Annotated in this window: 11 protein-coding genes, 1 pseudogene, 1 riboswitch and 1 other annotated feature; all 12 genes and pseudogenes read left to right on the forward strand. The window is 45.4% G+C overall.

What is annotated here, in order from left to right:
- Positions 1-433, forward strand: a 433-nt coding sequence (locus WEIDD23_RS14505; protein ID WP_242865429.1) for an ABC transporter permease, incomplete at its 5' end; no start/stop codon positions are given.
- A gap of 113 nt (positions 434-546) precedes the next feature.
- The gene (locus WEIDD23_RS04690) at positions 547-2,349 is read left to right on the forward strand and encodes an oligopeptide ABC transporter substrate-binding protein (RefSeq protein ID WP_010375218.1); all 1,803 of its coding nucleotides are present in this window, start codon (positions 547-549) and stop codon (positions 2,347-2,349) included.
- A gap of 73 nt (positions 2,350-2,422) precedes the next feature.
- Positions 2,423-4,180, forward strand: a pseudogene (locus tag WEIDD23_RS04695) (ABC transporter ATP-binding protein).
- A complete protein-coding gene (locus WEIDD23_RS04700; protein ID WP_062358804.1) occupies positions 4,173-5,963 on the forward strand; it encodes an ABC transporter ATP-binding protein in 1,791 nt (596 codons plus the stop codon). Before WEIDD23_RS04695 ends, WEIDD23_RS04700 begins: the two are co-directional and overlap by 8 nt.
- A 17-nt stretch (positions 5,964-5,980) precedes the next feature.
- Positions 5,981-7,237 carry an MFS transporter gene (locus WEIDD23_RS04705; protein WP_010375212.1) on the forward strand — a complete coding sequence of 419 codons (1,257 nt, stop codon included), beginning with the start codon at positions 5,981-5,983 and terminating at the stop codon, positions 7,235-7,237.
- Between the two features lie 241 nt (positions 7,238-7,478).
- A complete protein-coding gene (locus tag WEIDD23_RS04710; RefSeq protein ID WP_010375210.1) occupies positions 7,479-7,817 on the forward strand; it encodes a thioredoxin family protein in 339 nt (112 codons plus the stop codon).
- 78 nt (positions 7,818-7,895) lie between these two features.
- Positions 7,896-8,135 (forward strand) — a binding site (T-box leader).
- A gap of 100 nt (positions 8,136-8,235) precedes the next feature.
- Entirely contained in the window at positions 8,236-8,736 is a 501-nt protein-coding gene (locus tag WEIDD23_RS04715) for a GAF domain-containing protein (protein WP_010375208.1), read from the forward strand.
- A 64-nt stretch (positions 8,737-8,800) separates the two neighbouring features.
- A complete protein-coding gene (locus WEIDD23_RS04720) occupies positions 8,801-10,141 on the forward strand; it encodes a dihydrolipoyl dehydrogenase family protein (RefSeq protein WP_010375206.1) in 1,341 nt (446 codons plus the stop codon).
- Between the two features lie 137 nt (positions 10,142-10,278).
- Positions 10,279-11,397 carry an SGNH/GDSL hydrolase family protein gene (locus WEIDD23_RS04725; protein ID WP_197458810.1) on the forward strand — a complete coding sequence of 373 codons (1,119 nt, stop codon included), beginning with the start codon at positions 10,279-10,281 and terminating at the stop codon, positions 11,395-11,397.
- A 73-nt stretch (positions 11,398-11,470) separates the two neighbouring features.
- Positions 11,471-11,569, forward strand: a riboswitch (purine riboswitch).
- A 108-nt stretch (positions 11,570-11,677) separates the two neighbouring features.
- The gene (locus tag WEIDD23_RS04730; protein ID WP_010375203.1) at positions 11,678-13,000 is read left to right on the forward strand and encodes a nucleobase:cation symporter-2 family protein; all 1,323 of its coding nucleotides are present in this window, start codon (positions 11,678-11,680) and stop codon (positions 12,998-13,000) included.
- Positions 12,997-13,587: a xanthine phosphoribosyltransferase gene (locus WEIDD23_RS04735; protein WP_010375202.1), complete on the forward strand. Its 591-nt coding sequence runs from the start codon at positions 12,997-12,999 to the stop codon at positions 13,585-13,587. The genes WEIDD23_RS04730 and WEIDD23_RS04735 overlap by 4 nt, the downstream gene beginning before the upstream one ends.
- Before the next feature lie 84 nt (positions 13,588-13,671).
- The gene (locus tag WEIDD23_RS04740) at positions 13,672-14,625 is read left to right on the forward strand and encodes an aldo/keto reductase (RefSeq protein WP_062358805.1); all 954 of its coding nucleotides are present in this window, start codon (positions 13,672-13,674) and stop codon (positions 14,623-14,625) included.
- The last annotated feature ends 157 nt before the right edge of the window (positions 14,626-14,782 follow it).

Raw genomic sequence — 14,782 nt, forward strand, 5'->3', positions numbered from 1 at the left:
CATGTGGTCATTGATTATCATCATGACGTTGCTGGGGTGGTTTAACACAGTGCGTTTGATTCGTGCGCGAACGTTGGTTGAGGTGAATCGGGATTATGTCCGAGCTTCTAAGACGTCAGGAACGTCTAATTTGAAGATTATTTTCCGCGAGATTTTTCCGAACTTATCATCGTTGATTATCGTTGAAGCCACGTTGATGTTTGCTGGAAATATCGGTCTTGAGACGAGTTTGTCATTCTTGGGCTTCGGTCTGCCGGCGAACACGCCATCATTGGGAACGTTGATTAACTATGCAACCGACCCTGAAACGATGACAGGTAAGCCGTGGGTTTGGATTCCTGCCGCAGTGATGATCTTGTTGTATACCGTATTGATTATGATGATTGGGCAAGCGCTACGACGGGTAGCTGATCAACGCCAATCACTAGGCTAACCGACTAATAACATCTAAATTAGAATTTAATTAGAATAATGTGTTGACAATTAAAATTACCGCGAGTAAAGTCAATGTCAACGAAATATAAGGGAATATATGGGGGTGTTCGTATGAGTAAGGCAGTTAAATGGTTGCTCGGACTGGTCGTTGTGGTGTTAGCGGCGGTCGCAGCGTTCTTCGCGTTCGGTCACGGGAATGATAAACAAGCTGTGAATCATGACAAAGTGGGTAAGTTGCCGGTTGCGTATAACAATCCGGGTAAGGCTATCAAGGGTGGCGATTTGAAGATTGCGGCTGTGTCAGATACACCGTTCCAAGGATCGTATTTGTCACCGTTGTCAGATGATGCGTTGACGAGTGATATGTTCAATCCGACAGGTCAAGGATCATCAGGAATTTTCGCAACTGATAAGCAATTTAAGATTAATGATAAGGGTGCTGCTACGGTTAAGTTTGACGATGACGCTAAGACGGCAACTATCACGCTGAATAAGAAGTTGACCTGGTCAGATGGTAAGCCAGTGACAGCCAAGGACTATGAGTTCACTTATGAAGTGTTGGCAAACAAGGCGTATGGTTCAGATCGTTGGACAGAGTCATTGGCTAATATCGAAGGTTTGTCGGATTTCCACGATGGTAAGACCAAGACGATTTCAGGTATTACCTATCCGGATGGTGAAGACGGCAAGAAGGTAGTGGTTCACTTCAAGGCGATGAAGCCAGGAATGCCATATTCAGGAAATGGCTACTATCTTGAGACGGTTACGCCATATCACCAGATTAAGGATATCGCACCTAAGAAATTGGCATCATCGGAAGCTAATACAACGAAGCCACTGGTTTGGGGTCCATATCAAGTTGCAAAGGTGGTGCCAGGTGAGTCAATTAGGTTGACGCCGAACAAGTACTACTATGGTGAAAAGCCTAAGTTGAATTCAATTACTGAACAGGTGGTTTCACCAACTAAGATTGCGGCAGCCTTCAATGCACACAAGTACGACTTGTCAATTGAGAATATTGCGTCATTGTACCCACAAATTAAGAAGGCCTCTGGCTATAAGATGACGGGGCAAAACCAATTGTACGTCTCAATGGAAGTCTTCAACTTGGGACACTATGATGCCGATAAGAGTGAAAACGTGCAAGACCGTGATACACCTTTGCAAGACAAGCGTGTCCGTCAAGCACTGGGATATGCCTTGAATACGCAACAAGTTATTGATAAGTATTCAAATGGGCTTGGAACACGGGCAACGTCATTAATTCCGCCAGTCTTCTCATCTGTGCAAGACAAAGATGCTAAGGGGTTCCCATTGAACCAGAAGAAGGCCAACGCTTTGTTGGACGAAGCTGGTTGGAAGCTGAACAAGAAGACGGGTTACCGTGAGAAGGACGGCAAGGAGCTTGATTTGGTCTATATGGCTCGTTCAGGTGCACCAACATCAGAAGCGGTTTCACAAAACAACATCCAACAATGGAAGAAGGTTGGGGTTAAGGTCAGCCTTTACGGTGGTCGTTTGACCGACTTTAACAGCTGGAGCAAGATTGTCCAAGACGGTACGAGTCAAAAGTGGGATATCACGGATGCGGCTTGGGGCTTGTCATCAGAACCTTCACAAATGGATTTGTTCTCAAAGGCCGCTCCTTACAACTTGGGTCACGCGACGTCACCTGAGTTGACGAAGTTGTTGAATGACATTGACTCTCAATCAGCTTTGAAGACGTCATACCGTAAGGAAGCCTTCAAGAAGTATCAAGAGTACATGAATGATCAAGCATATGTAGTGCCACAAAAGTTTGCTATCGATTACACACCAGTTAATGATCGTGTGGTTGGTTGGACAAAGGCAAATGATGCATACGATCTTTGGGAGAAGATTGGTGTGACCTCAAATGACTTGGCAACCAAGTAATTAGAAATATTAAAAGGCTCGTGACGGTCTGCGTCATGAGCCTTTTTCTTCAGAAAAATAGTAGGAGGGGACGATGAGATTATTCTTTCGTTTGAAATGGTTTATTCGCCTGGAATGGCGTTCATATTTACTCGGCATTCTAGCACTATTGGGCGTGGCAATGCTTGGCTTAATTCCGCCGATTATGATTGGTCGCTTTGCAAATTTGATCAGTGAGCGGGCACCATCTGGTGCTACGCTCGGTCCAATTATTGTCTGGATTGCGATTGCGACAGTTGGTCAATATCTCTTACGGTTTGGTTGGTCATATTTTATTTGGGGAACCTCGGCTCGTTTGGAGCGCTTGATGCGGTTGCGTTTATTGAACCACTATTTGGAGATGGATAAGCCCTTCTTTCAGAAGCACCGAACGGGGGACCTACTGGCCCACGCAACAAATGATATCAATCAACTGCAACGTGTTGCCGGCAATGGCGTGTTGCAATTATTCGATGCGTTGATTACCGGTGTATCAGTCGTTGCAGCGATGGCTGTGGTGGTGAATCCACTCCTGACCATTATGGCAGTCGTGCCACTGCTTGGGATTACGTTGGTGGCGCAACTGTTGGGTGGCTCGATTTCTGCCGCCTTTTCAGCAGTGTAGGATATGTTTTCGCAGTTGAATAATAAGACGCAAGAGTCGTTGATGGGCATTAAAGTATTAAAGACTGTTGGTGAAGCTGCCGAAGATACTGCCGACTTTCAAACAAAAATTAATGATTCAATTCGGGCGACCCGCCATGCCGAGCGGTTAGATTCCTTGTTTAATCCCGCCATTACGATTTTAACGGGAATTTCGTTTGTTGGCACGATCATTTATGGTGGATACCTTGTGCAGACTGGGTCGCTGTCGATTGGTAGTTTGATTACTTTTGTCACCTATTTGTCGGCGCTAGTTTGGCCTTTTTTAGGGTTGGGCTTTTTCTTTAATAACTTGCAACGCGGTAATGCAGCCTACGAACGGATTACGACGTTATTGGCTGAACAACCAGCAACACTGGATAAAAAAGGGCTAAAACAAGTGCCACGCGGTGACTTACAGATTGATCTAACGACGTTTCAATACCCAGATGCCACTGAAGCGGCATTGCAGAATGTGCACGCGACTGTTCAGGCTGGAAATACTTTGGGACTTGTCGGTCCAGTTGGGTCAGGAAAAAGTACGTTGATTCAATTGTTGCTACGTGAGTTTGATCAGTATGTCGGTAGTATCAAAATCAATCAAATTGATATTCGTGACTATGACAAAGATACCTATCTACCAGCGATTGGTTATGTGCCACAAGATAATTTTTTGTTTTCAACCTCAGTGTTAGAAAATATCCGGTTTGCAGATCCAAACATTTCATTGGCGCGGGTACAAGAAGCCGCTCGCTGGGCGGCCTTGCATGATGACATTATGAATTTGCCAGACGGTTATGATACACAAGTCGGCGAACAAGGAATTTCATTGTCGGGTGGTCAGCGCCAACGGCTCGCGATTGCCCGAGCGTTGATTATCAACCCGGATATTTTGATTTTGGATGATGCGTTATCAGCAGTTGATGCGAAAACGGAGCAACAAATTTTAACGATGCTCCATAATCAACGCCGAGGCAAGACGACGATTATCGCCACGCACCGGCTGAGTGCAGTCGTTCAGGCGGCCGAAACGTTGGTGTTTGAACATGGTCGGGTAGAAGCGCGGGGCACGCATAGTGACTTAATCCAGCAAGGCGGTTGGTATGCCCGGATGTTTGCGGCGCAACAGTTATCGGAAAAACTTGATCAGGAGGTGACGACCCATGGCTAAACAAAATACGTCCGCATGGTCTGGCAAGATGACCGCGGCGACACAATTTCAAACGGTTCGGGCACTATTTCGTTTTATGAAACCGTATGCCAAATATTTTTACGGTGCTTTGATATTGGCCGCTGCCATTTCAGTTGTAAATGTGTTACTACCACGCTTGCTGCAGACATTCATGAACCAGCATCTGCATCGCATGTCACCCACGTGGCGATTACTAATTGTTTTCGCATTATTGTATTTTACAATCACTTTGGTTAAAGCAGTGGCACAATTCTTCAGTGATTATTGGTTTATGTCGGCAGCTGAATTTATGGTGGAAGATGTGCGGATGAAGCTGTATCGAAAACTACATACGTTGGGGATGCGCTACTTTGATCAGACACCAGCGGGATCGTTAGTGTCGCGGGTAACGAATGACACCAGTTCGTTTACAGACTTTTGGGAGTTGTTTTTGACGTTAACGACGGGTGTGTTTGCAATCGTGTCCGCGTTTATAGCCATGTGGCTGACGGATGTACATGTGATGCTAGTGACGCTGTTATTTGTGCCGTTGCTGCTTGGTAGTATTTGGTTGTATCAAGTCGTGGCAACGAAAGTGTATCGGCATATGCGTGAAAAGTTGTCGCAATTGAACGCCCAATTGGCAGAAGCAATTACGGGGATGTCAGTGATTCAGCAATTCCGGCAAGAAAGTCGGTTAGCGGGTGAGTTTGCGCAGACAAATAATGCCTATTACCAGGCCCGTGTGCGGATGGTGAAAACAAATTCATTATTGCTATCGCCCATGGTGGACTTGTTATATGGCGGCGCTATTATTGCGGTAATGCTGACGTTCAGTTGGACGAGTCAGTCAGCAACCATAGCAGCTGGTACGGTGTATGCGTTTTTGTCATATGTGGCGGCGTTTTATAACCCATTTGATTCGGCGATGGATTCGTTATCGTCATTTCAAGATGGGGTGGTCGTGGGTAGTCGTGTGTTGGCGATTTTAGCTGACGACACGTTGGAACCAGCCCAGCAAGCACCGGCGAATGGTCGGATTACGGCGGGAAAAGTTGAGTTTCGGGATGTCAGTTTTTCATATGACGGTGAACATGACGTCTTAAAGCATATTAGTTTTGTAGCCGAACCTGGGCAAACAGTGGCGTTGGTTGGCCACACCGGTTCTGGTAAATCATCAACGATTAATGCCATGATGCGGTTCTATGAATTTCAGTCGGGGGATATTTTGATTGATGATCAGAGTATTCGCCAATTGGATATGGCTGATTTTAGGCGTCAAGTTGGCCTAGTTTTGCAAGAGCCATTTCTATTTTATGGTGATATTGCCTTCAATATTCGGCTTTACAATTCGCAAATTGCGGATGAACAAATCGAGGCGGCTGCAAAATTTGTGCATGCGGATGAATTTATTCGGAGTTTACCGCAGGGCTACCATGAACCGGTTGTTGAACGAGGCGCAGCGTTTTCAACTGGTCAACGGCAGCTACTGTCATTTGCACGGACAATTGTACGTGATCCGAAAATTTTAGTGCTTGATGAAGCTACGGCTAACGTTGATACCGAAACCGAGACGATTATTCAGCAATCCTTGGCGAAGATGCGACAAGCACGGACGACGATTGCAATTGCCCACCGACTATCAACCATTAAAGATGCTGATTTAATTTTGGTGCTTGATCAGGGGGAGATTGTCGAACGCGGGTCCCATGAGAGTTTACTGGCCCAGCATGGTCGTTATGCCGATTTGTATCGTATGCAGATGGGTGAGACGTCGGATTAATTAGGGGGGTAGGCGTTATGTTTCAAGCATTATTTTTAAAAAACCAACAATTTCGCACGATTGCGGTCAGTCGGGCGTTTCAGGCGTTTGGTGCAACGCTGTTCACGTACGCATTTTTGGTGTACGCAGCAGAATTACCGCATGCCAAGTTAGCGGTGTCGGTTATTAGTGTGGTGCTGGCGTTGCCCAGTATGTTGCAATTTTTCTTTGGTGCAATCGCTGGTCGGGTGACGCAACGAATTCAATGGATTTTAACTACCCGTTTAATTGAAATCGCAGGCTATGTGGTCATTGCGGTAGTCTTTGCTACGACTACGCCAGGCTGGTTGCCACTATTAATCATTTTGCCGTTTTTGGTGTTGAGTGATGTGATTAGCAACGTGGCCGGGTTGGTTTTGCAGCCGTTAATCAAGCATCTTGTGGTGGATGAACACTTGGAAGCGGCGAACGGGTATATGATGGCGATTAATAATATACTAGCGATGGTTGGTGGTGTGATTGGGGTTAGTTTGCTGGCGCTCGTGCATCATAATTTCACTATTTTTGCGTTATTGAACGGTGGCTTCTTTCTATTATCATGGGTGAATCTGTTTATTGGGCGCCGGCAATTATTGGTCACGGACCGACAGTTTTCCGATCTCGTTAAACCGGCCGATACACACCTGCGTGCGATGATGGTAGCTGGCTTTGCGGTGGTGAAGCAAGATGCGATGATGGTTTACATCATTAGTATGGCGGGCCTGGTTAATTTATTGGGAAATGCCGCGCAAGGGTTGCTACAACTGTCGGTACTGGCTAATAAGCAAATGTGGCATGGTGGTTACGGGACAACGTTGGCGCTGATCGATGCTGGCATCGGTGTCGGTATCGTTGCTGGTTCGTCCTTGTTTAATGGCTATTTGCATAAAATCAAATTACCAAGTTTGGTGAACGTGGTATTAATGATGATGGTGATTAATGCACTAGCGGTATTGTTCCTACCCCGGTTCGGTCTATTAATTGTGATTAATTTTCTGCTTGGTTTCGCAATGGGCAAATTAAATCCCAAGTATGGCGCCCTGGTCACACGTATTGTACCGGAAGAACACTTAACAACCGTTGCTGGATTGTTGGGAACGTTTGAAATGATAGGTGTGCCATTGGGTCAAGTGGTTTTCTTAGGAATTGCGAATATCTTCTCAACTACAATCGCATGGTACGGTATTGTGGGGCTGGGGGTTATCCTAATCGGCTATTCCGTTAAGATGATGCGACGAACAGCCACCATCAATTGATAACTATCCGTTTTCTAATTATACTAATTTAATATTAATAAAACTGTTGACCGAGTTGTTTTTACGGCGTATTATCAACCCTGAAGAGGTTTGACTAGCCTCTGCTAATGGCGTGAAAACCGCGGTTAGTAAAAAGCGCCCTGACCTTCCCGTTTCCAGGCGCTTTTTTCGTCTGTTGACGAGTGCGTGATAAAACGATAGGGTGTTAGGGAGAGGGAAAGTGTTTTAAGGGAGCAATACTATGGAATTTTATAAGCCAGTCAATCATACTGATGATGAAATCAAGGACTTGCTTGCCCAACCAGGCAAGCAAGTGATGTTCTTACAAGCCGATTGGTGTGGTGATTGTAAGGCAATTAAGCCATTTGTCAAAGATATTAAAGAAGCCGTTGAAAATGCGGGCGCTAGCTGGTTCGATGCCGATCGTGATGCCAATTTGGCAATCGCTCAAGAGCAAGGCTTAATGGGAATTCCAGCCTTTGTCTTGTTTGAGGGTGGCGAACAAGTAGCGCACATTGGTAACGGTGAGCGATTGAACCCAAATGATGTTTTGGCATGGGTAACTAAAAATATTGCTTAAAATTAGATGAACATTTTCTCATATTAGTGTTGACATTCTAATTTGGGGCGTGTAATATACAGTTCATCAAGTTAAGACATAAATTCGTTGATGAGAAGAGTAGTGTTACGAACTGATTCAGAAAGCGGCTGGTTGATGAGAAGTCGTTCTGTTCAAGACATGAAGATGAGCTCGGAGAAATGGTGATGGTGCAAGCTGTTACCACGGCAGGAACCGTTATCTTCCCTGGTTTATCCGCTTGAGTGCGGCGAACTGTAGAGGTGTATTTGGTGACAAATACATAAATTAGGGTGGTAACACGATGAAGTCGTCCCTAGTCAGACATTTTAGTCTGGCTAGGGACGACTTTTTCTTTTTATCCGCGAATTTATGAGTTGTTAAGAAGATAGATTATTTGATTAAAGTGAGGATATATATTATGGCTATTGAGATTACACGTGCAGAAGCAGATACCTTGGTAAAGACACCTTTGATTTCACAATTGTTGATTGAGTGGATTAAGGGTGAAGAATCAGAAAAGTTCCCATTGGCCAACTTGGCGAATGCGGCGGCTATTTTGCAAGAAAACTTGAAGCAAGTTAACTGGGCCGGTTTTTACTTGTACGATGAGAAGATTGATGAATTAATCTTGGGACCTTTCGTTGGAAAGGCTGCGGTTGTTCGCATTAAGCCTGGTTCAGGTGTGGTTGGCGATGCCTTTAGCAAGCAAGAGACGATTCGTGTCGCCGATGTGCACGTCTTCGACGGTCACATCGCTTGCGATCCTGCTTCAAATGCTGAAATTGTTGTGCCATTGACGACAGCTTCAGGTAAGCGTTTGGGTGTCTTGGATATCGACTCAACGGCCTTTAACCGTTTTGGCATTAAGGAACAAGCTGAAATCGAGCACTTTACTAAGATTTTGTTGCAATACATCTAAGCCAAACTTGCTAGACAAGACTGGTATGATAGAACTACAAAATTAAAAAACGTAGGAGATAGAAATGGCTGAAACATTGCATTATGACGTTGCCATCATTGGTGCTGGACCAGCAGGACTCGCTGCCGCGGAAGATATTGTGGCCGCTGGTAAGACGGTTGCCTTGATTGAAAAGTACCTCTGGGGTGGCACTTGCCCAAACTATGGTTGTGACCCTAAGAAAATCCTTTTGGCCGCGGTTGAAGCGAAAGAACACGTTGAGTTTCTGAGCGGTGACGGTGTCGATGGTCAAGTGGCGATTAACTGGGAATCATTGATGGGCCGTAAGATGCGCTTTACGGAAGCAATTCCTGAAAAGACAGTGCACTCATTGGATGCAAATGGGATTGCGCACGTTTATGGGGCAGCCCACTTCATCAACTCAGATACAGTTGTTGTGCATGGGGATGAAGACATTGAAGTACAAGCAACCGACTGGATTTTGACGGTTGGGCAACGTCCAGCTGAGTTGGATATTCCTGGGGCTGAGCTAACGATTGATTCAGAGACGTTCTTGAGTTTGCCTGCAATGCCAGAAGACGTTGTGATTATCGGTGGTGGTTATATCGCGGTTGAATTTGCGTCAATTGCGGCCGCTGCTGGGGCACAAGTGCACTTGGTGGTGCGTGGTAGTGAGTTATTGACTGGTTTCGATGAAGCTTTCGTTGATACGCTACTTGATCAATTAGATGATCGTGGCATTCGGGTGTACTTCAACACAGAAGTGACTGAAGTTGCTAAGACTGATGACGGGCTGAACGCCACATTGAGTTTTGGTAGTACGTTGCCAACAAAATTGGTTTTGCGCGCAGTAGGTCGTGTGGGTAACAATGACACGTTGGCCTTGGAGAATGCTGGGGTTGAAGATGATATTCACGGGATTAACGTGGACGAATTCTTGCGGACGTCAAACCCACACATTTACGCGGCGGGTGACGTTGCCAATACAAGCCGACCACGGATTACAACGGTGGGTTACTACGAAGCACGTTACGCAGCTTCAGTGATTTTGGGTCATGACGAGCCAATTACGTATCCGGCTGTGCCAGTTGTTGTATACGGGACGCCTAAGTTAGCAGCTGTTGGCGTACCAACGCAATACGCTGAGGCGGATGGCTATTCAGTTCGTGATATCGATATGACCAACTGGTTTACGTATTACCGAACAGGTGAGCCAGCTGCCCGGGCCAAGGTTGTCTTGGACGCAAATAAGAAGTTGGTTGGTGCCACGGTTTTGAGTGCGCATGCCGATGAGTTGATTAATTACTTTACTGAAGCGATTAATAACAAAGATGGTTACCAAGCGATTCGTGATCGTTTGTATGCCTACCCAACGCCGGCGTCAGACTTAGAATACTTCTTCTAAAGCTTACTTTTGAGGCTGAGACAGTGAATGCTGTCCCAGTCTCTTTTTTGTTTCAAATTTGTGACAAATTTAGAGAACAAAAATAGATTAATCATGATAATCTGTAAGTAACAGGATAATGGATGGGGTTCAGATTAATGAGAAAAGGGATGCTGTGTCTGTTGGTGAGTCTGGTGGGGGCAATGTCTGTACCAATGACAGCATCAGCAGATACGTTATGGGCGATTGGTGATTCCACTGCGGTTGGTTGGGATGGCCATAAAATTGTAACGGCGCCGTATCCGTTGGTGGCAGCGGATAAGTTACATGTGACGGCGCACAATGAATATTCGGTTTCGGGCGCGATGATTTCAGGACATTCGACGTATCAACGTGATTTTTCAGCAACAACGCAACTAATTAGCAAGGACAAGGCGTTTAAAAAAGCCAATCTTGTGTTGATAGGGTTAGGTATCAATGATTATTTGCACAGTGACAATGCATTACCAGTTGTGATTGGGACGTTGCAGAATAATGTACGCCAATTAAAGGCCTTAGCACCACGGGCGAAGTTTTATGCGTTGATGCCACAAGGAACATGGGAAGACGGGGATACGCTCAACACGATTCGTCTAGGTGGCTATAGTTATTTGCAAGAGAAACAAGCGTTGTTGTTGGCATATCAACAGTTAGGTGTTAAGCCGATTAATGCCCGCGTGGTTAATAATTTTAACTACCATAAAGAGTTAGGTGATCATACGACGCATCCAACTCAGGCCGCATATTATAAGATCGGTGAGGCTGTTGCCAAGCAAATTGCGGGGGACGGTTACAAGGCTAAAACATATACTGGCTGGCGGGACAAACGCTATTACATTGCCGATAAGTTAGCGAATGGGTTGCAAACAACGGTCGCGGGTTATCGTTATTTTGATGATGGTGTTGCGCTAAAAAGTCGGTGGTTAAAGCGGAACGGCAAAACCTATTATTTAGCTAAAAATGGCGTGCCTGCCCAGGGAAATATTCTAATTGATCACAAAGTATATGCGATTTCAACAACCAGTAACGGGTCAAACCAGTTAACAAATACCTTTGCTTCACGTGGCCTAGTTAAGGATGCTTATGTCATGGTTAAGGATGTGACGGGGCGCAAGGTTGGCTGGCGTTGGATTAAAGATGGTCGACCCTATACTGGGAAAAAGACGGTTCATTATAAAGTGTATACCTATAAAAATGGTATTCGCCAAGCAGCCACGGCTGGCTTACCAATCAAGTAATGACGAACGATTTTTATTCTGTTGAAAATAATGTTTGCATTTTCTGGTAAGTTTGCTATAGTAAGTAACAATTAAATATGACGTAATCACTATCGGTATAATTGCTGGAGAATGGCCAGCGAGTTCCTACCTGTTTCCCGAGAGACAGACTACTGATAGTGTTTTAAACGATATTCGTGCACCCATTCTGCATGCTTTTTAAGCGTGAGAGTGGGTGCTTTTTTCGTTAGTTAACCTGTTGGGGGTAGTGGTTGCGACACACATGGAGGGGTTATTTATTATGGAAGCTGTCGCAGGTGTTAAAGCCGAACCGGTCGTGAAGACTAATAAACTACAAGCGCTAGTGTTGGGCTTGCAACACGTGTTAGCCATGTATTCTGGGGGTATTCTAGTACCGTTGTTAATCGGGGCAGCACTGCACTTTACACCACAACAAATGGCGTACTTGATTTCGGCGGATATCTTTATGACAGGAATTGGTACATTGCTACAGCTAAAGAGTACGCGCCTCACTGGTATCGCGATGCCAGTTGTGTTAGGTTCGGCGATTCAGTCGGTGTCCCCCTTGATTAATATAGGTGGCACGTTGGGTATCGGTGCGATGTATGGTGCGACCATTTCAGCGGGGGTCTTCGTATTTTTGATTGCGGGCCTATTTGCGCGATTACGTGAATTTTTTCCGCCAGTTGTTACGGGATCTTTGATTACGGTGATTGGGTTTGCGTTGATTCCAGTTGGTATTCAAAATTTAGGTGGCGGAGATGTCGCTGCCAAATCATTCGGTAGTCCAGCAAACCTAGCAATTGGTACGTTTACGATTGCAATTATTGTCCTCGTTAGTTTGTTAGCGAAAGGCTTTACCAAGGCCATTTCAATTCTATTGGGAATTGTGCTGGGGACCGCTTTTGCCGCAATTTTGGGTAAAGTATCGTTAGCACCCGTTGCGGCAGCGTCATGGTTCCATTTACCAACGCCTTTTTTCTTGGGTGTGCCAACGTTCCATTCTTCAGCGATTATTACGATGATTATCATTGCGTTGACCTCAATGATTGAGTCAACCGGTGTGTACTTCGCGTTAGCTGATTTAACGGGACGCAAGCTAACAAATCAAGACATGGCAAAGGGATATCGCGCTGAAGGGTTAGCCGTGGTGCTATCTGGTTTGTTTAACACCTTTCCATATTCAACGTTTTCACAAAATGTTGGTGTGGTGCGCTTATCAGGCGTTAAGACGAAACAACCTATTTACTACGCTGCAGTTATTTTGATTTTAATTGGTTTGTTACCAAAGTTTGGTGCACTGGCGACGATTATTCCAACATCTGTGTTGGGCGGGGCCATGATTGTCTTGTTTGGTACGATTGGTATCCAGGGAACGACCATTTTGCGCACGGTTGATTTTGGTAAGGAACGCAATTTAATGATTGCAGCCATTTCAATTGGGGCCGGCATTGGTGTCACCGTGTATCCACAAATTTTCCAACAATTACCAGAATTAATTCGTTTAGTGATTGAGAACGCCGTTGTTGTCACATCCGTGTTGGCAGTGTTCTTAAATATTGTTTTACCAGGTCGTGAAAAAGGGGAAGTCACAGCATCATGAAGTTATTAGAAGAACGTATTCAAACAGACGGTCGCGTATTGGGGACTGAAGTGTTGAAAGTTGATAATTTTTTAAATCATCAAGTGGATCCAGCGCTTATGCAAGCTATGGGGAATGAATTTGCCCGGTTATTTGCAACAGAAAAAATCGATAAAGTACTGACAGTTGAATCATCTGGCATTGCGCCGGCTGTTTTTGCAGCGTTGGCCTTAAACGTGCCAATGGTGTTTGCTCGTAAGAAGCAGTCGTTAACGCTCTCAGGAGATCACTACGTAGCTGATGTTTACTCGTTTACCAAGCAAGAGACGAACCATATTTTGGTTGATAAGCGCTTTATCCAACCGGGCGAACGCTTGTTGTTGATTGATGACTTCTTGGCGAACGGTCAAGCGGTAGCGGGGATGCTCCAAATTGCGTCTGACGCAGGTGCCACAGTGGTTGGGGCCGGTATTGTTATCGAAAAGACTTTCCAAAAGGGCCGCGCGCTGCTAGATGAACAAGGTGTGCGCGTTGAGTCCTTGGCCCGCATCGCAGCTTTCGAAAATGGTCAGGTGGTTTTTGCGGATGAGTCACCTGTTGCTAATTAACATTCGAATAATAATTTCATTGGTTGTTCATAGTGTTTTAAGATAAATAAGAGTAGACTGAAACTATACTATGGAGGTGAAAACATGGCACAAATTAATTTGGGTGGCTCAGGACTTATGATTCCTGATGTAGCCCTTGGTGTAATGCGTATCGCGGACAAGTCTGCAGCTGAAGCACAAGCTTTGGTTGAAAAGGCAATGGAAAAGGGCGTGAACTTCTTTGATACGGCTGACATTTATGCAGCTGGTCAAAGCTCAGTTGTCCTTGGTCAAGCTTTGAAGGACGCCGGTATTGCGCGTGAAGACATCATCTTGCAATCAAAGGGTGGCATCATCTTGGAAGATGGTCAAATCTCTGGTGATGGTTGGAAGGGTCCTCGTTACGACTTTTCAAAGTCACACTTGATTTCAGCTGTTGATGAAGAGTTGAAGCGTCTACAAACGGAATATTTGGATGTCTTCTTGTTGCACCGCCCAGACACGTTGATGGATCCTGAACAAGTTGCGGCAGCTTTTGATGAGTTGCAAGCGGCTGGTAAGGTTAAGCACTTCGGAACGTCAAACATGAACCCATGGCAAGTCGAATTGGTTCAAGCTTCTTTGAACCAAAAGTTGGTTGCGAACCAATTGCAATTCGGTATTATGCACACGGGTATGGTTGATTCAGAATTGCACGTGAACATGTCAGATGAGCGTTCATTTGATCACGACGGTGGCATTTTGGCCTACTCACGTTTGAAGAACATGACGATTCAAGCGTGGTCACCATTCCAATATGGTTTCTTTGAAGGACCATTTATCGACAACGATAAGTTCCCAGTCTTGAACCAAAAGTTGCAAGAATTGGCTGATAAGTACGGTGTAACGAAGAACACGATTGCCGTGGCCTTCATTTTGCACCACCCAGCTAAGATGCAAGTTGTTTTGGGTTCAATGAATGTGAACCGTTTGGACGAAATGATGGACGGCGACAAGGTAACGTTGACGAACCAAGAATGGTACGACATCTACTTTGCAGCCGGCAATGATTTGCCATAAACAGCGTTAAAAAATGAGCGTCACTGCTTTTGCGGTGACGCTCATTTGCGTTTATGTGTCGTGCTAGCGCACGAGCAACAGGTTCGGCTGGCATCCTGCGCCTTTGTTCAAAAACTCGGCAACCGAATGGCGCGGACGCCATTCAGCGGGGCAAATA

It is taken from the genome of Weissella sp. DD23, from assembly GCF_001579105.1.
Classification (GTDB): Bacteria; Bacillota; Bacilli; order Lactobacillales; family Lactobacillaceae; genus Weissella; species Weissella cibaria.

Excerpts from the sequence above, each read along its gene's own strand:
- WEIDD23_RS04690 (WP_010375218.1), top strand. The coding sequence starts at position 547 with ATGAGTAAGGCAGTTAAATGGTTGCTCGGACTGGTCGTTGTGGTGTTA.
- WEIDD23_RS04700 (WP_062358804.1), top strand. The coding sequence starts at position 4,173 with ATGGCTAAACAAAATACGTCCGCATGGTCTGGCAAGATGACCGCGGCG.
- WEIDD23_RS04705 (WP_010375212.1), top strand. The coding sequence starts at position 5,981 with ATGTTTCAAGCATTATTTTTAAAAAACCAACAATTTCGCACGATTGCG.
- WEIDD23_RS04710 (WP_010375210.1), top strand. The coding sequence starts at position 7,479 with ATGGAATTTTATAAGCCAGTCAATCATACTGATGATGAAATCAAGGAC.
- WEIDD23_RS04715 (WP_010375208.1), top strand. The coding sequence starts at position 8,236 with ATGGCTATTGAGATTACACGTGCAGAAGCAGATACCTTGGTAAAGACA.
- WEIDD23_RS04720 (WP_010375206.1), top strand. The coding sequence starts at position 8,801 with ATGGCTGAAACATTGCATTATGACGTTGCCATCATTGGTGCTGGACCA.
- WEIDD23_RS04725 (WP_197458810.1), top strand. The coding sequence starts at position 10,279 with ATGAGAAAAGGGATGCTGTGTCTGTTGGTGAGTCTGGTGGGGGCAATG.
- WEIDD23_RS04730 (WP_010375203.1), top strand. The coding sequence starts at position 11,678 with ATGGAAGCTGTCGCAGGTGTTAAAGCCGAACCGGTCGTGAAGACTAAT.
- WEIDD23_RS04735 (WP_010375202.1), top strand. The coding sequence starts at position 12,997 with ATGAAGTTATTAGAAGAACGTATTCAAACAGACGGTCGCGTATTGGGG.
- WEIDD23_RS04740 (WP_062358805.1), top strand. The coding sequence starts at position 13,672 with ATGGCACAAATTAATTTGGGTGGCTCAGGACTTATGATTCCTGATGTA.